The sequence below is a fragment of the Philodulcilactobacillus myokonensis genome (assembly GCF_027923585.1).
Classification (GTDB): domain Bacteria; phylum Bacillota; class Bacilli; order Lactobacillales; family Lactobacillaceae; genus Philodulcilactobacillus; species Philodulcilactobacillus myokonensis.
Genome location: NZ_BRPL01000002.1, coordinates 274,338 through 298,146, shown reverse-complemented (window position 1 = coordinate 298,146; position 23,809 = coordinate 274,338). Strand labels below are relative to the sequence as shown.

The following is a 23,809-nucleotide window of genomic DNA, read 5'->3' as shown; positions in this document are numbered from 1 at the left end:
TTCTTACTAAAAGGAAGTGAAAGGATTGGAAACTAAGAAAGCAATTTTTGGTCGTCATGCCGTTCGTCACTTTAAAGATGAACCGATTAGTGACGATGACATTAAAGACATTATTCATACTGCCCAACAGGCTCCTTCATGGATTGATGCTCAAGAAGCTCGGGTCTACGCAGCTAGTGGTGATACATTAGCAAAGATTAGGAAGGAACACGCCCAATTAAACCATGACGTAAACGTTAATGGTAACGCTGTGATTCCACTACTTCCAGTCAGCAAGTGGGATCAAACATCGCAAGATAACATGAGTGGGTTCCAAAAAGTCCAGCACAAACACATTGGGCCGAATGGTCATGGTGATGAATCAGACAACTTATTCTACGCACCAAATGTCGTTTATTTGACATTACCAAAGCATCATTCAGAATGGTCCGTTTTTGATTTAGGTTTATTAGCCCAAAACATTATGGTCGCCGCATACGACAAGGGAATCGATTCAATGCCGGCATTTGAATTCGTTAAATATCCAAAGCACTTGGGTAAGAATCTAAATATCAAAGATAATGAAGAAGTTGTCATGGGACTTGGCTTAGGTTATGAAGACCCAAACGCTGATATCAATAACGTTGATTCACCGAGAATGGATGTTAACGATATCCTTCATTTTAAAAAATAAATCATTAGTAACAAAAAACAGGCACAAATAAGTGCCTGTTTAACATTTAATGTTTATGATTTTTGAAGAAATCGAATATCATGTGAAATGCAAATTTGATTGTCATGGTCATAGCAATACTGATTGCAAATGATAATGATACATTAACATTAAATGTAAAATTAAATCTGATAATAGTTAAAAAGTAGAAACATTGTTGATACTCTAATTTTCAGGTTTGGTCACCTGTTATACTGTTTTTAAAACATAAGTCCGGTCACTTATGTTAAATTGTTTTAAGGTTATTTTAGGGCTGGTTGATTTTGCTAGTCCTTTTATTGTACAAAATTTTCAATTAATAATACCAATAAATATGAGCAGATATTTAATTACAGCTGTTCGTATTTTTTGTTTTACCCCTGTTTAAGTACACTCTTTTTGCTAATCACATCGGTTTAAAATAATATATCATATTTAAAAAATAAAAACAGAGTTATCTAAATTAGATCAAAAAAACTCAAGATTTTACATCTTGAGTTTTATTTTTACTTTTCAAAATTTTTAATCGTTGAATTGGGATTTTTAACATAATCTCTAATACCGTGGCCTAAATGGAAATGAAGCCGGTTCTTATAAACGTCAACTTTGTAAGAATAATACATGTGTTCAGATAAGATTTGGGGATTAGCAGCATCCCGCTGGTATTCAACACCCCGGATTTGGTAAGTATGACCACCGAGATAACGATACTTCGGATTTAATATCCCACTGCCAGCATTCAATTGTGATTTTCCATTATCATCAACAACATAATTACCGGACGTCTGTTTTGCTTGATATGTAATGTATGCACAATTACTAAGATCATTATCGTTGTGATACCAAGTCCCCAAAGTGTCATGCGGAACCCCCGCATACCATTTGTTAACTACTAGTCGGGCTTGATGATGTTTAACTGCCGATTTCTTTTTACGAGCATAACGGCGTTTATGATGCCTAATTTTTTTATATGAACGATGAGTTCGTTTATGATGATAATGTGAATGGGCAGAAACATTACTGGTCATTAGGCCACCAACTGATAATGCTGCCACTCCCACCATAATTCTTCGTACAATTTGATTTATTTTCATTCAATTATCTCCCCTTGTCAATCGCATGGGTTTAAAATAACATATAATGTTTCAAAAACGAAATTGAGTATCATTTAATAAGGAGCTTTTTAGACTATGAAATTCAAAAAATTATTCTCTGAAATTCCCATCACCATCACGGTAATTGTGATTGCAGCCTTACCGATTTTTAACGTCATTGCAAGTAATTATTTAATTTCCAAATATGGCAAATTTTTTTCACAGCCATTTGGTCGCTTTTTATTAATTACCTGGCTAATTATATACACTTTGATTACGCTAAGATTATTGGTGGGTGCGATCAGGTTTAATTTTACAAAAGTTAATTCCAAGAATTTAGGCCAACGTAAATTCATGTACGAAGTCGTTAGTGTGATTGTAATTTCGCTTTTAATCTATATTTTTTCAGAGCATTTTCAATTCATGGAAATCTCGATTGTGCTTGAGGATTCGCTGATCCCACCGTTTTTCAATCACTATTTAGACTTAAATCACCTCATTTAGCATTCTCATAAAATAATGATATGATTTAGTAGTTATCAATTTTTAAAAAGGAGATCTTTTAATATGGCAAACGAAAATCAAAAAGGCCAAAATTTAGAACAAAAGGAACACTTAAAGACTTATTCTGATCCCCACGAATGGTGGAAAAAAGTTAGTTCTGACGATAATTACGACCAAAATGACCCTTGGTACAGACTTCATAACAAGGGCTTATCATCAGACAACAAATTAAAGAAATAATCAACTTCAGGGAGGATTTATTTTTTGAAAAAAACTAACGTTATCTTTTTAGCTTCACTGGCAGTATTATCAGGAATGATGGTGAGTTCCGTTTCCGCTAACGCTAAAGTTCATCATCAAGAACACGCTATCAAACGAGTAATTAAACGTTCCAAGCGTCGAACTAAGTTCCATCGGAAAAATAACCGTAAGCAAGTTTCACAAACATTGTTTAACCAACCCAGCTTTAAAACTACTGGCGGTAATCAAAAAGGTAGCAAGAAATTTACTGTAACTTCAGCTGTTCAATTAAGAAAAGCCATCAAAGCAAACGTTCAATCAAGAACCGTTTATATTAAAGGGACGATTGACATGCAGGATGGCAAAACTGCTGATGATTATGCCCAAAATACCGGATACGATTTTCAACAGTATCTAGATGAGTATAATCCTGATACCTATGGCAGACAGGAAGTATCTGGTGTCCAGGAAAAAGCCCGTCATAAAGCTCAGGAACAACAAGCTAAGGACGTGGAAATCCATGTCCCTGCCAATACGTCCATCATTGGATTAAAAAACGCCCATCTAAAGAACGCCAATTTAATGGTTGAAAACAATAATGTGATTATCAAGAATTTAAATTTCCAATCCCCCGTTGATGATTTTCCACAGTGGGATCCAACCGATGGCAGTACTGGCAACTGGAATTCACAGTACGATTGCATTTCAGTAAAGGGTGCTAGCAATGTCTGGATCGACCATAATACCTTTAACGATCAACCATATTCAGATGCCAATGAAGGCACATACTTTGGTCGTGACTACCAGCATCATGATGGGATGACCGATATTACCGATGGTGCTAACAACGTCACCCTCTCCAATAATGTCTACCAAAATCATGATAAAACCATTTTAATTGGAAGTAGTGACAGTAAGCATAGTGATGCCAATCAATTACACGTTAATATTATTGGCAACGAGTTTAAGAATACTGTCCAGCGAACGCCCCGCGTCCGTTATGGAACCGTGAACGTTATCAATAATTATTATGATAATCAGTCCAAAGGTGCCTATCAATTTAGCTATGCATGGGGAATTGGCAAGAATTCCAAAGTCAATATTCAAAATAACGTTCTAAATGTTGATGCTAAGCCCAATCATTTAATCAGTAAATTAGGTGGCAAATCATTTCGTGCATCTGGCAATGTTTTAAATGGCAAAGCCATTAAAAACTTGAATCAAATAGCTAAATTACCATCTAACCACATGAAATCAATTAAGAATATTTTACCAACCAATCAAGTTAAAGCCCACGTTGTAAAAAATGCGGGCAATCGTTAAAAAATAAAATTAAAAGCAAGTCTGCAGTTTTAAGCTGTGACTTTCCTTTTAATTTTGGACAAAAAAGCAGTGAAATATCTATTAATAACAACCTAAAAGCAATTATGAGGGGATTTGCAATCGCATTTGATCTTATTATTTTCAATAATATTGCTTTACCCATGATTCTTTCATTTAACGATGATTCATCGAAGGAAAATATATACGGTTTAATTATTTTATTCCTATTAATCTTAGAAACCGTTCTTTTCTTTGTTCCCACAAGAAAGTGGATCAATTTAATGATTGGAATTGGATTTTGCATCATCACACCTGTATTTATATTTCCAAATAATTTAACCGTTTTCTTGTATATGATGCTTTTAATGGCATCCCCCGTTCTATTTGTCATATATACGATCATTTTTGTGAAAAAATAATAATTATAAATAAAAAAGCGAGAATGAATTCTCGCTTTTAAATCTTTATAAATGACAAGTTATTGGCATTAAGCCTAGTAACTTTTTTTTTTCAATTATTTTATTTCTGAATATCATTTATATTAATAATTCGATCGGTCTTTTGAGCTTCTTCAATATTATGGGTCACCATAATAATTGTTTTTCCATACTTAGATCTTAATTTTTCAATTTGGTTAAAGGCCTCATCAGCATGTTCTTCATCCAATGCACCGGTTGGTTCATCAGCAAAAACTAACTTTCCCGGTTTTAATATAATTCTTGCTAGCGCAACCCGCTGCTGCTCACCACCAGAAAGCGTATTGATTTTTGCATTTTCTAGTTGTTTTAAATCCAATTCTTGAACAGTTTGGTCAATTAATTTACGTTTATCACGGGAATGATAATCAGTAAAATGCATTGCTAGCAATAAATTTTGAAAAACGGTCATATCATCAATTAATGCAAAGGATTGAAAAAGATAATTCACATCATTTCTTCTAATCATCGTTGCTTTCTTACTGTTAATTTTAGGAATTAATTTTCCAAATAGGAATGCTGATCCAGAAGATGGTGTCTCTAACAATCCTAAGATATTTAGTAACGTTGATTTTCCAGCACCTGATGGTCCAACAATGGCAACAAATTCCTTTTCCTTAACGGAAAAATTAACTGAGTTTAAAATGGTTCGATGACCATATTTTTTTGAAATATTCTTTACAGTAATCGCATCCACAATTATCACTTCCCCTTAAATAATTTAATAATCTGTTTAAACTGATTCCTGTTTACATATGATATAAATACTAAAATTTGAATAATAAAACTGATTAAAATTAGAACAAAGCCAATTCTAGACTTCATTATTGTAACTGCTAGTAATTGCAACAATGTCGTTAAAGCTACAACTATTAATGGCAAGCGGTAAAGATTAAAGAATGAAAAGCCAAGAAATTTTTTCACAGCAATTTTTTTCTCATTGGCGGTATTGAATACTGTGATAATAATCAATAACAGGATTACTAGTAGCATAATTAAAATAGCAAAAACAACCAAGAATAATTGAAGTGTCTGCATTAAGTCCTTTTGAAGACCATCAATATATTGTTTAACCGACGCAAATTGTAAATGATCATTAATTAAATTATACTTTTTCAAATTATTGTTATTTATATTTTGTTTCATTATTTTTTGATTATCAAATTTTAAATAACCATCTAATCCGTTTGCATACAAGCCACCGATCTCAACGTAGGTCATGTTAGCAGGTGTTGCAATCATAATAACTGGCTGCGATGTTGAATCTACATTCTTCCCTGAATCGTCCCAGGTAAAAAATGAATGATCTGAATTGAATTTATATTTAACAAACTTAAATTTCTTCTGTTTTAAAAATGGTGTTTGTACATCATTTCCGCCAATATCTAAGAGTGCATCTTCCTTTAAGAAATTGGTATCAGCTTTAAAGTCTTGATTTGATAAAGAATCAGGTATTAAATACAATCTCTGCCCTTGTTTAGCAGCTTGTAATTCATCTGCAGTTAATTTAATTCCGACTTTTTGAGCATAATTTGGCGAAAAATCAAATTGCCAAAATGGGCGATTAGGAAGCGATTTATAAGTACCAGCATTTTTCATATTATTAATCCAATGTTCGGATAAATAAGAAGTATTAATGATATAAACACCATTATGATCACTAATACTCTTATAGAAATTATAAATATTTTGATCTAACTGGTTTGATTGAATATCACCATTATTTTCAATTTTACTCAACACGTTCATTTGAGAAACATTTGACCAATTTCTTGCGATTTGCTGATTATTAATAATGCTATCCATCGGACGATCAGTGATATAACTAACTACCACAACTCCAATACTAATAAAAACATATAATGACATTGCAAAAGTATATAATACTTTTTTTGAAAATTTTCCTTTAATTAGATCAATGTTTTTAATTAAAATCATCACAAATGAAGATAATATAAATGCAATCAAAGTCATGATGATATTAACAATATTTATAAAAATGTAAAATTGCAATAATGTCATAAAAAAGGCACCATAATCAATTATTAATGCACCTAGTAATGATAAAATCAGTAAACACAGAAAATTAAACATTAAGAATGGTGATAAAAATTTAAATAGAATTTCAGATTTAGACCATCCTAATAAAATAAGTGTTCCAATCCGTTTGGAAGATTGAACAAACATAATTAAGAAGAGGCTAAGTAATGCTAAGAAACAGACTATTATTGCTACCATTAAAATCGGAATTGCGAGGCTATTTTCTAAAGCCATTCCAACTTTAGGCGTTTTTAAATTAGATTGCTTTTGTCCAGTAATCTCTGAAATTTGTTTTATAATTTGATTATATTCAGCATTATTATGAATTCCGACAATTTCATAATTTCCATTAATTGTATTGCTTTGTTTTATTAAAGTCCCCAACTGATAGATTGTAACTGGATCAGAAAACGGGAACTGATAAATATTTTTAATTTGATTAATGGAGCCTTTCCCTAAACCGAGGGTGGCATTCTGATTTGAATCATTTAATAATTTATTAACATCATTTTGATTAATAATATTATGATTTAAATATGCAAAGTCAACATTTTTATTTTCAGAATTTCCAATCATTCCAATATTCAAGTTATTCTGATCATCAGCATAATTCTGATTATCTTTTCTTAAAATTAGTAAATGATGTTGACGAGTAATTCGAGATGTATAATCTATAAATTGGGACGTTTTCTTAGACGAAACATTATTTAAATAAAAATTATGATTCGTTGCACTTGTTAAATAAGTATTCCAATCATCTTGATACCGGTTGCCAAGCATTGCAGTTGCAAATAATACAAGACAGATACTTTGGATTAAAATAAGGACATACCCAATCAATCGAATATGTCCATTCAATATTTTACTTTTATATTTCAAATGTTCAACCTCCAAAAAATAAATATCTCTTATATGTATTAAATAGAAAATCAGACTAAATGTCAATATAAAATTTATTTAAAAAAGCCATCACCCAGTCCTAACACTGGATGGTGGCTTTTCATTATTATCTTAAATTTTATCATTTATCCTAACTTTTTCCACTGGCTCATGACATTATCAGCCGAGAAGTCCTTCGCATGTTCCAAAGAATTCTTCGAAAATTGTTTGTACAAATCATCATCACTTAGGATGCGGACAATCTTATTAGCAGCTTCTTGCATGTTACCCTGTGGAATCAGATAACCGTTGACATCGTTTTTAATGATCCGGTTAGGTCCATAGTGAACATCGTAAGCCACTTCTGGCAAGCCGTATTCAAGCCCTTCAACCAAATTCATACTCAAACCTTCACCAAAGGAAGTCTGGAGCATCAACTTAGAATTACTTAAAAGCTTTGCCTTTTGTTTTCCAATTGAATAATTCTTGAATTTAACGACATCGTTCAAATTCAACTTTTTAACCTGATTTTCAAGCTGTTTTTGATACTTTGGTGATGAGAAGTAACCCACAATATTTAATTTCACATCGCTAATCTTGTTCTTAACGAAACTAGCAATTTGAATCAAATGATCGATGTGCTTATCTTCCGCAATTCGGCCAATGTAAATCAAATTATCATTATCAACCGGTTTCAAGCCCTTTTGAATTTCCTTTTCGTGATCCTTAAAGAGTGCCACATCAGGAATCGCGTAACAACGGAGGGATGGGAATAATTTATTAAAGTCACGCTTTTGGTCTTCGGTTGAAACGATGATGCCATCATATTTATTCATATCCTTATGGAAGAATTGTTCTAAAATTGGGAACAACTTTCCCTTGGGACTGCCAGATAATTTAGCATCGGTCGTCTGAACGTTATGTAGTAATTGATAACGTTTTTCAGCATTGTTAACCTTAGCAACCGGTTCGGTCAAAGTTGGACGGTCGTTGATCAAGACACCAGGATGTTTCTTCAAAATTTCCTGCATGAAGAACACAAATAAATCATCTTCGGTATTGAATCGCAAGTTATGACCATTGTAATCCAACAATTTATACATAGTTGGTGATAACTTACCATTAATATTCATGTGGGCAATTTCCATGACTGGTTTGCCATGGTAATCATAGACTAATTCATGACCGAGCTGGCCATCCGGATGCATGTATTGAGTCTTGGATTTAAAGCCACGTGCATCCCAAATATCCTTGCTAGTAACATTACCAAAATCATCATAGTAAATGACGTTCCCAATTTCACCCACGGTCGATGGGAAAATTTGGACGGTCGCAACCTTATGGCCATGAAGCAAAATCATCGACTTATTGTTATCAATTCCACGAATCTTGTAGTAACGTTTATCAATCATCTTAGAATAACGTAATTTTACGTGGTGATAAGGTACCTTAGTGACATGCTGGAAATAATCATACATATTAATAATATCATCGTCACCAAGGCCGTTTTTTCTAATTTCTTGGTGTAATCCCTGGTTGTAATTCCTTGTCATGATTTTAGAATTAACATCATACTTATTAAATAATTTCTGGCGGTTCATGGCAGAAAATTCAGTTCCAGAGTTAAAGGTAAAAATGTTTTCGTTCACAAAATAATACATGTTGTTATTCATTTAATTAAACTCCTTCATCCATTTGTTCGATTCCCTTTGTAATTTCAGGTTGGTAAAGTTTGATCTTGTGAGCCCATTTTTGATCGGCACCATCTAATAATTTCTTCCAATCTTTCCAAACGTTCTTTTCGGAATAACGGTTCGATAATTCGTAGGCTTGATCAGACATTTTCTGAAGTTCTTTGGGATGGGTAAAGAGGTATGCCATTTTGGCACCAAGTGCTTTTTCATCGCCATACTTAACAACGTATCCATTTTGATTATTTTGAACTAATTCATTCGGTCCATAGTTAACATCGTAGGTAACACCAACGTCCCCTTCTGATTGAGCTTCCATCATGGCTAAGTTAAATCCTTCCATGACGGATGCTAAACCATAAAGTTGGGCTTTTCTTTGAACATCGGCAACGTCTTGGGTATACCCATGAATGTGGACTTGGTCGGTTAAACCAGTATCCTTTTCGGCTTTTTTAATCCGTTTCATCGCCGTATCATGATGGGAATGGTCAACGTATCCGTAAAGATCCAAATGAATCTTCGGCACTTGTTTCTTAGCATATCCCATCGCACGAATAACTTGATCAAATTGCTTTTCGGGGGCAATTCGGGCGGTCGCAACGATACTGTATGGATCACGGTCCGACATTGGAATCCGTTTCTGCTTAAACTTGGCATCTGGAATGACACCAACTGGAATCGTGTATAAATCACACTTCGGGTCAAAACGGTATTTCACATCATGGGTTTGTTTATGGGTAGCTGAAATAATGGCATCGTAGCGGTCACCATTAATCAAACTGTATTCATAATTATCATTCATGATGGAAGTATTTGGCTTTTGAGCATTTCCGGCATGTGAATTATGAAGATGCAAAACGTTATAAGCTGGCTTTCGAAGCAACGGCAAAATATCTTCAACGGTATCGGAACGATCCATAATGAAGATGTTCGGGTGCTTTTTACTAAAGTACTTGTCGTTCACTTCATTCAAGAATTGAAGTACCAATTCGTTCATCCCGGAGTGGGTTCTAACCGTTCCTTCATCAGAAATGGTCTTCCAACCAGACTTCTGCATCTTACCGAGTGCATTTTTACGGTAATAACTTTCAACGACCGGTTTACCATCAATTGAATACCAAACTTCGGTCGCAATCTTATTATCAGGTGTATACCACTGAACCATGGACTTAAAGCCACGGAGGTCATAGAAATCAACCCGGTATAAATTACCGAAGCCATCGAATAATTCAACGGAACTGACTTGTTTTTGATCAGAAATATTTTTAGCAAAGTAATTCACACGACCGACAATTGCTTTGTCGTGAAAGACAATGTAGCGGTTATGATTGGGTTCTTCGTTATAGGTTAAATTATCAACCCCAAAATCAATATCTTGGGCTTGAACCACCTTTGGTTTTACCTCTTCAGCATGTTGGAAGTAATCGAACATGTTCAAGATTTCATCATCATGAATCTGGTTTTCGGATAACCAGTGGTGGAGTAGTGGATTCCAGCTTTGGAATACCAATTTAAATGGTGCTTTATTTTTACGGAAAAGTAATGCTCGTTTTAATTGGGCATGTTCAATTCCAGAGTTTTTTTCATTAAAATTTTCATTAATAAAAAAATTCATATTATATAATTCCCTTCTCCGTTTGAGATTAAAATCGTTAATTATATATATTATAAATCAAAATCAATCACTAAAAAACTATAAACTAAAAAGAGTCTTCAATTTATTAAATTGAGGGCCCTTTTCAAATTCATTTAGTTATAAATTATCGCCAGATTCAAAGGTAATCTTAGAGCGGTTCAAAGACCCTTTAACTAAGCGATCAATTAATTTATTCGTGTCACGCGTAATTTTATCAGAAGTAATAATCGATTCATTCGTTAATTTTTCAGTTAATTCCTTACCATCTAATTTCTTGGCAATCGCATCCACCGTTTTAATCCGGTTCAAAGCGTATGATTGGCAAGCTTCCCGGTAAGCATTAATGTCGTTAATAAAGGCATGGTAGTGGGGTTCTGCTAAAACAGCCACTAACTTATACATCCAGTAAGCACTATTAATATCAAAATCATTGCCCGTCTTTTGATAATTGAATGGAGTCTGATTAATATTAGCATAAAACGGAACATATGGACTGTAAGCGAGAAAGCCCATGGCCATCCATTCTAATGCAGCATACTTTGGATCAACATCATTTCTAATTTGTAAAATATGTGAAATTTGATTCCGGTCTAATGCAATTGATCTAAACGTCTGTTTCTTCAATTCATTTGCATGGGTAAATGGATCGTAAGGGGTCTGTTGATAGTGGGATGATAAGAAGTATTCCACATCTTCAACGGCTAATTTGCGGTTAGCGTGTTGCAAGAATGGAATGTTTTGACTGGTTGGTTCCTGCTGAACATCCGGGGTAAATAACTTTTGACCATACCAAGCCCTAGGGGTGTTGTAATGAGCATCGGCTTCGGTGTGGGTACCAGCGATATTTCTAAAATTAAAGTGTTTAGGATCATTATTTAAATGATATTTTTCAACAAAATTTTTAAGATCCGGATCGGTTAAATAATGATCAGGGTCATCAAATTTAATCTCTTGAATATTAATTTGATTCGGTGCCACGGCGTAGGCATCATCAGGAATTCGAACCGCTGCCCAGTGATGGCCACCAGCCGTTTCTAAGTACCAGATTTCATTATGATCAGAAAAGGCAATCCCATTACTTTGACCGGTTCCGTATTTTTCAATCAAATGGCCAAAACGTTTTACCCCTTCTAGGGCACTATTAATGTAAGGTAAAACAACGGTAACCATGCATTCTTCGTTCACACCATCATCGACTAATGGGTCAAAGCCTAAGAAACGTTGGTTAGTAAATGTCGTTTCAGTCGCACTCATGGCAACGTTCTTTTCGTTGATACCGGCTTCTTCGTAAACGGGATGATCGGCAACACTAGGTTCAGCGGTGTAGCGGTAGGCATGGTCAGGCAACGGAATCTTAACGCCCGTTTCATGTGATACGAAATAAGCATTCTTTTGATCCTTAGCAGGCCGGACAACGAACTGCTTGGGTCCAACGGGTGCATAGCCATCTTCGTTTCTAGCAACGATGGTTGAACCATCAGCGGTGGCATTTTTACCGATTAAAATTGAAGTACATGATAAACTTTTTTTCATATTAAATCCCCCTATTTAACCATTATTCTAACCCGATGTTAGATTAAAAAACAGTTAAACTGTTTATTATTTATTCTAAGCAGTTACCATGACGTAACTACCATCATCTAATTCAAAAATATCAACGCGATTAAGTTCGTCTAGAAAACGGTCGACCGTGTGAACATCAAATAGATTCCAATCAAAGACGTACCGGTCTTTCACATTGGATAAAATATATAAATTATTACTATTAATTAAAAGATCGTACATCCAGCCGGGTGCATCATCAAATTTTTCTTTTTCGGCATGGTTAGTGCTGTAAATAGCATCAATTTTCCAATAACTGTCGGTTAAACTTTTGGTGGATTCCTTAAATTTTTTAAAGTAGTAATCTTTTTTGTCAGTCCGAATTGATTTTAAATAACTATCAACACAATTCTTCATTAATAGTTCACTATTGATTTTCAAAGCGTGAATTCGACCGCGCCAGCGTGTATTTGACATTTTATTTTCCCCTTTAATCATAAATTACATATCTTAATAGTAACACTTTATTTAGGATTTTATGCCAAACAAAAAGCCATCCCCAAATGATTGAGAATGGTTTTTAAATTAATCCTTAGTCGTTTTTAGTAACATCAGCCTGGAAGTACTTTTCGGATAGCTTCTTCAAAGTACCATCTTTTCTTAATTGTTTAATGGCTTTAGATACCTTCTTGCGAAGTGCTGGTGATTGCTTGTTAAATAATCCAGCAATTTTAGCCGGTGCATGTTCTGATTTAGGAATGACGATGGCTTTCAAACCAGCAGTGGAATGATCCTTCTTATAGGCATTCCATGCTGCAAGTGAATTAACGGCACCATCAGCACGGCCTTCTTTAATCAATGCGAGGGAAGTCGTAAATTCTTCGGATGGAACGATGGAAGCACCGTACTGTTTAGCAAGGGCTTCATTATTAGTTCCAGTACCTTCAACAAACTTCTTTCCCTTAATGCTCTTTAAATTTTGAATTGATTTATCACTAGTCTTAGTAATGATAATAGATTTGTCATAGATGTATGGAGTGGAGAATAAGAAGCTCTTTTTCCGTTGTGGGTTTTCACCAATATTATTAAAGACGGTATCATACTTGTTACTGCCTAAACCGGCAATCAAACCGTCCCATTTAGTAGTAACGTATTGGGGTTTTAAGTGCATCTTCTTAGCAATATCCTGCGTTAATTCAACTTCAAAACCGGTCAACTTACCGTTTTGGCGGTATGAATAAGGAGCATAGGTTCCTTCTAAACCAACGGTTAGTTTGCCCTTATGCTGTAATTCTGCATTTGAACTCTTGCTGGAACCACAAGCGGTTAAAACTAAACCAACACTTAAAACTGCAACGAGAGCAGCAATTCGTCTAAATTTTTTCCCAAATTTCAAACTAAATCATCCTTTCAAATCAATTATTTAATTTCATGCAACGTCATTGCAGAAATAAAATCTGCAATCCGTTGGTTATTCGTCGTAAAGAAATCATGTGCCGAACCATCGAATTTAATTTGACCATCTTCTAAGAAGATCATTTTATCAGCAACCTGTTGGGCAAAGGCCATATTATGGGTCACAATAATCATTGATTGTTGTTCCTTTGCAATTTGCAACAGTACTTTTAACACCCCTAATTCTAATTCAGGATCCAATGCACTGGTCGGTTCATCCAATAAGATATATTCAGGTGCCATTGCTAACGATCTAGCAATCGCCACCCGTTGAGCTTGTCCACCTGATAGATTACTGGGGTAAACATTGGCTTTATCCTTCAAACCAACTTTGTCCAATAATGCCAAAGCATTCTTTCTAGCTTCGTTCTTATTTTGGTGAAGGACTTTTACCGGTCCCTCCATAATATTTTTAATGATGGTCAGATGGGCAAATAAATTGTAGCCCTGAAAGACCATTCCAGTCTTTTGCCGCAATTTTAAAATTGTTTTATCAGAAATGGGTTTTGAAAAATCAATATCGAAATCATGGTTGAATTGATATTGGCCGGATTCCGGGCGTTCTAATAAATTTAAAGAACGCAGCAGCGTGGACTTTCCTGATCCAGATGGCCCCACAATTACTGTCACTTTATTTTCCGGAAATTCAGTCGAAATTTGATTTAAAGCCGGCTTCTTATCAAAGGTTTTATTCACGTTCGTTAACCTAATCATGTAATTCCTCCTTATTGAATGGTATATCTAGACGTAATTTTTTCTAGGTATGACTGTAGGAATGAAAGTAAGGTACATACGATGGCGTAATAGAACGCTACTAAACAGTACATAGTCAGCGGTTGATAATTCTGAGCGGCAATTTGTTGTGACACTTCAAACATTTCGGGAATCGTAATGGATGCCGCTAGCGAAGTATCCTTGACCAAACTAATAAAACTGTTGGATAACGGTGGTAAGGAAATCCGGGCCGCCTGGGGTAAGATAATATCCCAAAGGACCTGCATCTTTTTCATTCCAATTGAATAGGCAGCTTCCCATTGTCCCTTTGAAATTGAAAGGATCGATGCCCGGATCGTTTCAGAACCATAAGCGCCAGTATTAAGTGAAAAGACTAAAATTCCAGCCAAGAACGGCGACATTTTAATTCCATTTGGGAAGATTCCCGGAATGGTCAAATATGGCAAGCCGAAGTAAGCAATAAATAATTGAACTAGCAACGGTGTACTTCTAAAGAGCCAGACGTAAAACCTAAAGATGCCCTTCACAATCAAGAAGAACCGATTTTTATGGGATAAACGCACTAGTGCCGTCATCAGCGCTAACACCATCCCAAAGAAGAACGAGATTAAAGCAATTGGGATTGAATACTTAATCCCAGCAGAAATCAATTGTGGTGTTGCAGTTTTAATAATTTCCCACATTCAATGTAACCCCCATTTCTAATTTTGCAAACAAAAAGAAAACCATGCTCCAATTTTGCACTGAAACATGGTAATTCATTGATCGACATATTATTAATTTGAATAAGGAATAATTAATTAAAACAATCCTAAAAATAAGAAGTCACCATGATCAGTTTTGAATATCCTACAAATTGAAATTTTGAACATGGACAACTTTTCATTAGTAACTTCCTTTCGTTAATCATATACTTACAATTTAAAAGTATAATATCATTGGAGCGATTGAAAGTCAATTAAATTAACTTCAACTAAAAAAGTCCAACACGGTAAATGCTGGACTCAATCGTTTAAATTATTTGTTAGTATAGCCTGGTTTATTTAAAAGAATAAACATATTGGTCTTATATTCTTCAACACCAGGTTGGTTAAATGGATTAACACCATTCAAGTAACCAGAAATTGCAATCGCAACCTCGAAGAAGTAGATCAGATAGCCTAGTGTGTAGGCGGATTCGTCTGGAATATTAACGGTCATCACCGGAACACCACCATCAGTATGAGCTTTAACGACCCCTTCGTATGCTCTAGTATTGACATAATCAACGGTGTGGCCTTCAAGATATTGTAATTCATCGGTGTTTTTATCATTGTGTGGAATATCAACATCGTGTCTTGGATGGTTAACTTTAACAACTGTTTCCATTAAGATTCGGCGTCCCTGCTGAATATATTGACCAAGTGAATGTAGATCAGTGGTTAAATTAGCTGAAGCTGGGAAAATGCCCTTATGATCTTTTCCTTCAGATTCACCCGTTAATTGCTTCCACCATTCGGCAAACATCCGCATGTTCGGTTCGTAATTTTCTAATAGTTCAACACCGTAACCCTTACGATAAAGGATATTTCTTAAAGCAGCATAACGGTAAGCATTATTTTGAGTCAAATCAGGATTATCAAGTTCATCTTCAGCTTTGTGAGCACCTAACATTAATTGATCAATATCACCACCAGAAACGGCAATTGGAAGTAGGCCGACCGGGGTTAAAACAGAATAGCGTCCACCAATCCCATTCGGGATAATGAAGCTTTCATACCCTTTTTCATTTACTTCCTGTCTTAATGCACCGTTTTTAGCATCAGTTGTGACATAAATGCGGTTAACAGCTTCTTTTGCTCCGTATTGTTTGATCAAGCGTTTTCTAAAAATTCTAAAAGCAACTGAAGGTTCAGTCGTGGTTCCTGACTTTGAAACCATATTGATTGAAAAATCATGGCCATCAATTAATTCTAATAAGTCATGAAGATATGAGGAGCTCAATGAATTTCCGGCAAAAATAACACGGGTTTGATGGTTAGATGAATTTAGATCATCAAAATCACCATGAAGAAAATCAACGGCCATCTTTGCACCTAAATAAGAACCACCAATGCCAATTACAATTAGGAAGTCAGAATCGCTTTGAATTTGTTGAGCATCCTTTTTAATGCGTTCAAATTCTTGATGATCATAATTAGTTGGCAAGTGGAGCCATTCACGATAATTATTCCCAGCACCAGTACCATCACGCAATTCGCGGTTGGCTGCATTTACTAATGCTTGCATTTCAGGAACTTCATTCGAGTTTACAAATCGATTTAATTTAGAAGAATCTAATTTAAGGTATGCCATTTATATGACCTCCAATATTAATCAGGAACAATTTTATAATATTATCATGATTAATTTTTATTTAGAAAGCGCTTTCTTCAATTTCAATCATACCACTTTCTTAAATAATTGGAACTAATTTAATCGTTTATAAATCCTTTCAATTTAGTTAAGAAAGCGATTACATATTAACGTAATAAAAAAGCCGCCTTCTTCAGGCCGCCTAATCATTATTATTAAAGAAACATCACAACTTTACCATCAATTTTTTCATCTTTTAAAAATTGTTGATAATCACTTTTATATTCGTCTGGCGGGGTTGCAACTGCAACACCATTCTTCTGCTCTAGCACTAGAACGTGTTTAAAATTAAAGTGATGAATTAAATCCTGAGCAAATGGAATAATATCATTCTTATTCACGCTTGGTGTGACTAAATCGGGATGGGCATCCGCAACTTGCTGCTGCACTTTATTAGCAGAATGAACCCATGTGTAACAACTAATGCCTAATTGTGATAAAATTTGATGTGATGATGCATCAGATTTTAAAGCACTCAGATTCCTAACGATCAATGCCATTGGCAAGATACTAGGAACATCATCAATTTTTTCGGCTGCATTGATCTTATCTTTAAGATAACTCAAACATTTTTGTAATAATGTTTTCTTATGTTTCATGGTGATAACACCTCATTTTTATTGGTAATATAATAATTCTAATCGATTTTAGATTAAATTCAAGAAAGGAAGCATCATAATGGATATTAACAAAATGATTGCCCTAGAATGGTTAAAGCAACAGGACCTATCAAGTAAGAAGCCAGCAGAAGCTGCTGATTTATACAAAAAGGCCCTAAAAGAAATTAAAGCAAATGACAAAAAGAATAAGAAGCCAGAACATCACATTGGTTTCAATTAATTTGTAAATAAGCATTGATGCTCCTATCAATTTTGATAGGGGCATTTTTATGCTAAATCATCGTTATCCAAATCATCATCAAGATCTTTAGCAGCCGCAGCCATTCGATGACCAACGAATGTCACAACTGAACTGATTAAAATAATTACGATCCCGATGATGGTATTAATTGAAATGTTTTCATGAATCAATAGCATTGCTAAAATTGGTGCTAATCCCGGTTTGATAAAGAATACCAATGATGCCATTGATACCCCCGCTAGATCCATTGCAAGGAAGTAAAATGCAAACCCGCCGGCAGTCACGCAGACGCTGATAAAAAATAGTAGCCAGAAGTAATGCATATTCACATTATTTAGAATCGGTGTGTTTGAAAAACTAGCTAACCAGGAAACATGCTGCATTCCATGGGCGACCATCGGAACGTGTGAAATTAAAGCTAAAATCAGCAATTCAATTGAACCCGCTAAGAATGTAAAACAGGTGGTAGTCAAGCCATTAAAACCACTCATGACGGAAGACCAGCGGGAAATAATACTGTATAATCCAAAGGTAATCGCTGCCCCAATTGCTAATGCTAAACCAACCGGATTGGTTAGTTTCATTGGATTCACAATCACCAATAAGCCGACAATTGATAAAATCATGGAAATTAAACCTAATTTATGAATCGTTTCATGTAAGATTAAGAACGAAAATAGTAGTGAGAAAACTGGATTACAGCTAAACACTACTGCCACCGTCGATGCTTGATCATAGACAATTGCTAATTGATAAAGCGTCATACTAACAACTACGCACAAAAATCCGGTTAATGCGAAAATTGCTAAATCCTTCTTATAAAAATGGATGTGCGAATGACGGAAATGACCTAAAACTACTGGCAATAAGACTAATCCACCAATAAAGAATCGAATCAAATTCAATTGAATCGGTGAAAAAGCATTCCCGGCACTTTTCAAAGCAATTTCCATCAAGCTAAACATTAAGGTTGAAATTAAAATATATAAAATTGTTCTTTTCAAGGTTCGAAGATTCTCCTAAATTATTCAAATATTATTAATATAGCATGTTTCATAGATTAACGTCAATTTTATAATAAAAAAAGCAGTGACAAAAATGTCACTGCTTTCAAACTAATTTAACCCTTAGGATTTTCGAAATTCTTTTCGGCACCTGGTAGATTAAATACGTTTTCGCCTAACCATTTCTTAGATAATTTTTCTAGGTAACCGTTAGCCTTTAATTTCTTTAATTCCTTATTAATATCACTAATTAATTGCTTGTTCTTAGGATTCTTATTAGCAGCAATATAATCATTTTTAAACCCTAACGAAGGAGAAACCGTTAAACCTTTAGCACCACCAGCTTGTTGAACGGGAACAAATGCTTGATAAGGATAGAAGACTGCATCAAATTGCTTTTGCTGAAGCTGTTTTAAAGCATCACCAGCACTTTGATCACCAATGGCCTTTAACTTAATTTTTTCTTTTGGATGAGAATTATTATACTGTTGAATAACATTATACCTTGCATCATCACTAGAAATTGGAGCTAAATTCAAATGTTTTTTAACAACATCTTGAAAACCATTAACCTTACCTTCATTTTGTCGATAAACCAATCTTAAGTCAGCAATTCCACTTGGGTTAGAAAGTAAATACTGTTGAGCTCGTTGTTTAGAATACCAAAATCCAGATGAAGCCAAATCATACTTGCCAGATTCTAAACCAACGAAAACTGAATTTTGAGCGGCATTGTAATATTTAAATTTATATTGAGGAAGTTCCTGATCTAATTTCTTCAATAATTCTCCATCATAACCACTTACATTATTCCCATCTACGAAAGAATATGGGCGGTTAGAAGTATCCACAGCAACGTTCACGGTTTGTGGGTGACTTTTAGTTGCCTTTTGAGTTTTACTACTTGTAAAATGAAACACACCAATAATTATAATGATGGCCGCAATTATTCCTGTATAAATATAACCTTTTTTAGACATATAACTCTTCACTCCTTATGCAAATACTCTTCTTCTGATAATGTTTTCCAACCAACTTAAAATTCGAGCAAATATAAAGCAAACAATGAGATAAATAACCAATGCATCTAGATATGCTTCTAAATAGTTAAATGCAAATGATGCAATAATATTTGCTTTCCCCATTATTTCCACAATTCCAATGTTATAAACCAACGATGTATCCTTAATAATATCTAAAAATACGTTTGTAAAATTAGGAATAAAATTAGGAATTAACTGTGGGAGAACAATTCTTTTGATTGCCTCATATGGAGTCATCCCTACTGATAATGCTGCATCATATTGAGAATGATCAACGGAATGATAGGCGGCACGAATTGCTTCTGATAAATTAGCCGATGAATTCAAAGCAAAAGCAACAACTCCAATGGTCATGCTAGACAATGTAATTGCCTTTGAATTTGCACCATGCTCAAATAAAGCATAAATTAATCTGGGTAATCCGTAATAAACAATATAAATTTGAACTATTGTTGGAACTCCACGCATTACTGAGACAAATAAATTTAAAATTGGCGTTAAAATCACAATTTTCTTTTCACGTCCAATTGCAATTAAAATAGCCAAAATCAATCCAATTAACGTTCCAATGATGGATAAATACAATGTAATTGGCAGAACGGAAAGCAACTTAGGAAACGATTTAAACATAAAACCCCAATTCATTTTTTAATTGCTTCCTTTCTAAATATAATCATGTTTCTTAATATAAAGTTTAAACAAATAATCAAATACGACGGTGATTAACCAATAGATAACCCCCAAGACAAGAAAAATCTGTAATTGGAAAACACCTTGATGAACATTAGCTAGTGAAGTGGCATCTTGATACATATCAGCAATCCCAATCACATATACTAAAGATGTTGCTTTTAAAAAACTTAAAAACATATTTTGAATGTTGGGCAATGCAATCACGAATAATTGAGGTAAAATGATTTCTTTAAAAACATCCTTCCGTTCCATGCCGACTGAATATGCTGCTTCAAATTGACTGCGGTCAACTGATTCAAATGCTGAACGAAATACTTCACCCATGTAACCACCAAAACCAACGGATAGACCAAAAATTGCGAAAAAGTATTTACTCCAATCATTAGCATTGATACCAACAAATTGAAGAATTTTAGGCAATTCATAGTATGCCAACAGAAGCATTAGCAATGGTGGCGTTCCTCTTGATAAACCGGTATATACTTTGGCTAATCCACGGGAAAATTTATCACTTTGGGATGCAAGCCAGGCCACAAATAATCCAATTATACTTGAAAGAATAAATGAAACGATCAAAATAAATAAGGTACTTGGGAGTCCAGCTAGTAAAGCTTTTACAGTCCCTGTAAAACTCATATCAATCTTCCTCCCTACTTATCTTGTGCAATTGCAGACAAGAATTCCTCAACTCGCTTATTATCTGGATGATTAAAAATTTTATCTGGTGTACCACTATCTTTAATTTGACCATCTTCAAAAAATAAGATTTTGGTCCCGATTCGTTTAGCAAATGACATCAAATGAGTTACAACAATCATGGTTTGGCCTTTATTAGCTAGATTATCAATGTCATCAATAACGGTCCCAACTAATTCCGGATCCAATGCAGATGTTGGTTCATCAAATAAAATCAAATCCGGATCTAATGCGGTGGCACGTGCAATTCCAATTCTTTGTTGTTGTCCACCAGATAATTGAGCTGGATAAGAGTCCTTTTTATCGCTTAAATTGACTGCATTTAGTTCTTTTAATGCAATTTGATTTGCTTTATTCTTATCCATTTTTTTACCATAAATTAATCCTTCGGTAATGTTTTCTAAAGCCGTTTTATTTTTAAATAAACTATAGTTTTGAAAAACCATAGCGGTATGTCTTCTAAGTAATAATTCATTTTGTTTATTTAGTTTTTGTAAATTAATTAGATGACCTTTAAAATTCATTTCACCACTGGTAGGTTGTTCTAAGAAATTAATATTCTTTAAAAGAGTTGTTTTTCCTGATCCACTAGGGCCAATAATAACAATTACTTCACCCTTATTAATTGTAAGGTCAACACCTTTTAAAATATTTTTCTTATCAAATTTCTTTTTTAAATTCTTAATTTGCAAAAGTGGCATTAATTGGTCCCCTTTCTCTTAAGATAGGTATGTGCGGCCTCCTCTGCCCATTTAATATGGTTAACTGGAGTATCACGTGGAACGGTACAATCAGCACCTAAAATTACTCCCTGCGTCCCAGCTTCATCTATTAATTTATCAACTGTATTTTGAATTTGTTCTTTTGAACCTTTGTATAAAACATCGTCTTGTGTATTTCCAAAACCACCAAGAACAACGCGATTACCAAAAAGTTTCTTTCCTTCGCCAAGTGTGTATCCATCAATTTTGGTTGCCCAGTTAATAATCGGAAGTTTATAATTAGTGAACCATGGTAAATGATTAGTAGCACCAGCGAAGCCACAAACATGAAGAATGCCAGTATCAAAATTTTGATTAATCACATCAATAATTTCTGCATCTAATTTTTCTTGAACATTTTTGAAGAAATCTTTGCCAATCCGTTTATCTTGAATTTCTTGAGTACTAAAGAAAACGCCATCTGCTCCAGCACGTTTAGCAACCCGAACCTGTTTCTTAATATCCTGAGTAATTACTTTTAGTGCATTAGTTACAGTCTTAGGATCTTTTAGATATAGGTCTGCAAAACGATGATCTGCGACTGAAACATCATCATCTTTTTCGGGATTAAAAAATGCCCATTTAAAAAGTGTGACGGCTGAAAAAACATTGCTAAAAACTACTTTAGATTTATCAATTGCTTTAATTTGATCAGAAATTAAATGATACTGTCCAGTTAACCATGGATCATCATCGTTCAATTCTTGGATTTTAGATAATGAATTCAAATCACTAGGATTGTCGACGTGATTAAATTTACAAACAAAATAACCATCATCCATTAACTTTACAAAATCAGAGTTAACGGTTTTAACATAATTACTTTCGCCTTTTACATCGGTATCAAAAGCTTTAGGATTTTGAACAAAGGTCAAGAATTCATTGGGGTTAAAATGATGCCATACTGAAAATGGAACCTTTTTTTCATCCTTGTTATCAAAAGCTGTTAATACATCATTACGATCCATCAAAATCACTCCTTAAAAATAAAAATTATTAAATTATATTTAACACAAACAATAAAAAAGAGGTCGTCATTCAGCATTTCACTGAATAACGACCTCTTTGCATTTAATTTATTTTATATTTTTATTATCAATTCAATAAATTAAGTGTATGCGAAAGAGAGTTGCCACCCAGTGCCAACTTACAAGTACACATGCACATACAATTCATTGAATAGTTAGACATTATGATGGTTACTCTCCTTTCTTTTTATTAATTATATAAATTATATAGTCTCATTTAACATTAATCAAACATTAATCATATTATTTTCAATTACATAAATATATCATCATAAACCTTGATATAACAGTAATGCTCAGATACTGAGCTTGTTTTATTTTCATTCTTCGATTAAATTAATTGGTGAAGAAGGTGATTAAATTGGAGTTTAGTAAACGAATTATCGCAGCTCGCAAGCAAAAGCGTTTAACACAATCGGAAGTTGCTAATCATTTACACGTTTCTAGAAAAACAATTTCACATTGGGAAAATGAACAGAGTTATCCGGATATTGATAGTTTGATCAATATCAGTAATTTTTATGGGATTTCAATCGACAGTATGTTAAAGGAGGATCAAAATATGAAGAAGGCATTAGACCCAAACAATCTTATTTTTCAAATCAAATCGATTATTAGCGCAATTAATCACATTAATATCATTGCATTCATTGTACTCGTTGTCGGAATGATAATTAGAAATCAAATGTGGTCCGGTTTTATATTTGCCAGCGTCATTGTTCTAATTGTTGATTACACGATTATCGATTTACTTAATGATTTAAAAATTAGGGTTAGCCCCACCCCATATAAAGATATTCGTGATAAACAAATCAAAGACTTTAAAATTTTTATTCCATTAGCAATCGGAACGTTTGTTTTAGCTAATATCCTTAGCTTCTTTAACAATTTTACTAACTATATTGAAATTTTAAACCTTATTTTCCTAGCAAGCATCATCAAACTAGCCACGACTACTTTTCATTACAAATATGGATATCGTGGTAAACCCAACGAAAAATAATAAGATAAAATCATGCTAGC

General features: G+C 34.1%; 25 protein-coding genes. 6 read left to right on the top strand and 19 right to left on the bottom strand.

Annotation, left to right across the window (positions count from 1 at the left end):
- Positions 1-25: 25 nt before the first annotated feature.
- Positions 26-673 carry a nitroreductase gene (locus tag WR164_RS01525; RefSeq protein ID WP_286135790.1) on the top strand — a complete coding sequence of 216 codons (648 nt, stop codon included), beginning with the start codon at positions 26-28 and terminating at the stop codon, positions 671-673.
- Positions 674-1,197: 524 nt separating this feature from the next.
- Here WR164_RS01525 and WR164_RS01520 read toward each other — a convergent pair.
- Positions 1,198-1,785, bottom strand: coding sequence for a hypothetical protein (locus WR164_RS01520; RefSeq protein WP_286135789.1), 588 nt, complete (start codon positions 1,783-1,785; stop codon positions 1,198-1,200).
- A 96-nt stretch (positions 1,786-1,881) separates the two neighbouring features.
- On the opposite strand from WR164_RS01520, the gene WR164_RS01515 reads away from it, so the two are divergent.
- From WR164_RS01515 to WR164_RS01505, 3 genes are all read left to right on the top strand, one after another.
- Positions 1,882-2,289, top strand: a complete 408-nt coding sequence (locus WR164_RS01515) for a hypothetical protein (protein WP_286135788.1) — start codon at positions 1,882-1,884, stop codon at positions 2,287-2,289.
- Between the two features lie 63 nt (positions 2,290-2,352).
- Positions 2,353-2,529: a hypothetical protein gene (locus WR164_RS01510; protein WP_286135787.1), complete on the top strand. Its 177-nt coding sequence runs from the start codon at positions 2,353-2,355 to the stop codon at positions 2,527-2,529.
- 24 nt (positions 2,530-2,553) lie between these two features.
- Positions 2,554-3,852, top strand: a complete 1,299-nt coding sequence (locus WR164_RS01505; protein WP_286135785.1) for a pectate lyase family protein — start codon at positions 2,554-2,556, stop codon at positions 3,850-3,852.
- Here WR164_RS01505 and WR164_RS01500 read toward each other — a convergent pair.
- From WR164_RS01500 to WR164_RS01445, 12 genes are all read right to left on the bottom strand, one after another.
- Positions 3,815-4,243, bottom strand: a complete 429-nt coding sequence (locus WR164_RS01500) for a hypothetical protein (protein WP_286135784.1) — start codon at positions 4,241-4,243, stop codon at positions 3,815-3,817. The two genes, WR164_RS01505 and WR164_RS01500, sit on opposite strands and share 38 nt — an antisense overlap.
- Positions 4,244-4,371: 128 nt before the next feature.
- Positions 4,372-5,025 carry an ABC transporter ATP-binding protein gene (locus WR164_RS01495; RefSeq protein ID WP_286135783.1) on the bottom strand — a complete coding sequence of 218 codons (654 nt, stop codon included), beginning with the start codon at positions 5,023-5,025 and terminating at the stop codon, positions 4,372-4,374.
- Between the two features lie 5 nt (positions 5,026-5,030).
- Positions 5,031-7,247: a bacteriocin-associated integral membrane family protein gene (locus WR164_RS01490; RefSeq protein WP_286135782.1), complete on the bottom strand. Its 2,217-nt coding sequence runs from the start codon at positions 7,245-7,247 to the stop codon at positions 5,031-5,033.
- Positions 7,248-7,393: 146 nt separating this feature from the next.
- Positions 7,394-8,920: a glycosyltransferase gene (locus WR164_RS01485; protein WP_286135781.1), complete on the bottom strand. Its 1,527-nt coding sequence runs from the start codon at positions 8,918-8,920 to the stop codon at positions 7,394-7,396.
- 4 nt (positions 8,921-8,924) lie between these two features.
- Positions 8,925-10,553 carry a glycosyltransferase gene (locus WR164_RS01480; protein WP_286135780.1) on the bottom strand — a complete coding sequence of 543 codons (1,629 nt, stop codon included), beginning with the start codon at positions 10,551-10,553 and terminating at the stop codon, positions 8,925-8,927.
- A gap of 138 nt (positions 10,554-10,691) precedes the next feature.
- Entirely contained in the window at positions 10,692-12,107 is a 1,416-nt protein-coding gene (locus WR164_RS01475; protein WP_286135779.1) for a C69 family dipeptidase, read from the bottom strand.
- A 75-nt stretch (positions 12,108-12,182) separates the two neighbouring features.
- Positions 12,183-12,593 (bottom strand): hypothetical protein, encoded by a 411-nt coding sequence (locus tag WR164_RS01470; RefSeq protein ID WP_286135778.1) that lies wholly within the window; start codon positions 12,591-12,593, stop codon positions 12,183-12,185.
- A 115-nt stretch (positions 12,594-12,708) separates the two neighbouring features.
- Positions 12,709-13,512 carry a transporter substrate-binding domain-containing protein gene (locus tag WR164_RS01465; protein ID WP_286135777.1) on the bottom strand — a complete coding sequence of 268 codons (804 nt, stop codon included), beginning with the start codon at positions 13,510-13,512 and terminating at the stop codon, positions 12,709-12,711.
- A 23-nt stretch (positions 13,513-13,535) separates the two neighbouring features.
- The gene (locus WR164_RS01460; protein ID WP_286135776.1) at positions 13,536-14,285 is read right to left on the bottom strand and encodes an amino acid ABC transporter ATP-binding protein; all 750 of its coding nucleotides are present in this window, start codon (positions 14,283-14,285) and stop codon (positions 13,536-13,538) included.
- An 11-nt stretch (positions 14,286-14,296) separates the two neighbouring features.
- Positions 14,297-14,989, bottom strand: a complete 693-nt coding sequence (locus WR164_RS01455; protein ID WP_286135774.1) for an amino acid ABC transporter permease — start codon at positions 14,987-14,989, stop codon at positions 14,297-14,299.
- A 334-nt stretch (positions 14,990-15,323) separates the two neighbouring features.
- Complete coding sequence (locus WR164_RS01450) at positions 15,324-16,640, bottom strand: glucose-6-phosphate isomerase (protein WP_286135773.1); 1,317 nt, start codon at positions 16,638-16,640, stop codon at positions 15,324-15,326.
- A gap of 215 nt (positions 16,641-16,855) precedes the next feature.
- Positions 16,856-17,299: a hypothetical protein gene (locus WR164_RS01445; protein WP_286135772.1), complete on the bottom strand. Its 444-nt coding sequence runs from the start codon at positions 17,297-17,299 to the stop codon at positions 16,856-16,858.
- Positions 17,300-17,378: 79 nt separating this feature from the next.
- Here WR164_RS01445 and WR164_RS01440 point away from each other — a divergent pair, with 79 nt between their 5' ends.
- Entirely contained in the window at positions 17,379-17,540 is a 162-nt protein-coding gene (locus WR164_RS01440) for a hypothetical protein (protein ID WP_286135771.1), read from the top strand.
- Between the two features lie 47 nt (positions 17,541-17,587).
- Here the strand turns inward: WR164_RS01440 and WR164_RS01435 are convergent, their stop codons facing one another.
- From WR164_RS01435 to WR164_RS01410, 6 genes are all read right to left on the bottom strand, one after another.
- Entirely contained in the window at positions 17,588-18,565 is a 978-nt protein-coding gene (locus tag WR164_RS01435; protein ID WP_286135770.1) for a DMT family transporter, read from the bottom strand.
- A gap of 116 nt (positions 18,566-18,681) precedes the next feature.
- Positions 18,682-19,545 (bottom strand): transporter substrate-binding domain-containing protein, encoded by an 864-nt coding sequence (locus WR164_RS01430; RefSeq protein WP_286135769.1) that lies wholly within the window; start codon positions 19,543-19,545, stop codon positions 18,682-18,684.
- Between the two features lie 15 nt (positions 19,546-19,560).
- Positions 19,561-20,253, bottom strand: coding sequence for an amino acid ABC transporter permease (locus tag WR164_RS01425; RefSeq protein ID WP_286135768.1), 693 nt, complete (start codon positions 20,251-20,253; stop codon positions 19,561-19,563).
- 18 nt (positions 20,254-20,271) lie between these two features.
- The gene (locus tag WR164_RS01420) at positions 20,272-20,937 is read right to left on the bottom strand and encodes an amino acid ABC transporter permease (RefSeq protein WP_286135767.1); all 666 of its coding nucleotides are present in this window, start codon (positions 20,935-20,937) and stop codon (positions 20,272-20,274) included.
- Between the two features lie 14 nt (positions 20,938-20,951).
- The gene (locus tag WR164_RS01415; RefSeq protein ID WP_286135766.1) at positions 20,952-21,698 is read right to left on the bottom strand and encodes an amino acid ABC transporter ATP-binding protein; all 747 of its coding nucleotides are present in this window, start codon (positions 21,696-21,698) and stop codon (positions 20,952-20,954) included.
- Positions 21,698-22,726 carry a uroporphyrinogen decarboxylase family protein gene (locus WR164_RS01410; protein ID WP_286135764.1) on the bottom strand — a complete coding sequence of 343 codons (1,029 nt, stop codon included), beginning with the start codon at positions 22,724-22,726 and terminating at the stop codon, positions 21,698-21,700. Before WR164_RS01410 ends, WR164_RS01415 begins: the two co-directional genes overlap by 1 nt.
- Before the next feature lie 421 nt (positions 22,727-23,147).
- On the opposite strand from WR164_RS01410, the gene WR164_RS01405 reads away from it, so the two are divergent.
- Complete coding sequence (locus WR164_RS01405) at positions 23,148-23,789, top strand: helix-turn-helix domain-containing protein (protein WP_286135762.1); 642 nt, start codon at positions 23,148-23,150, stop codon at positions 23,787-23,789.
- Positions 23,790-23,809 lie beyond the last annotated feature (20 nt).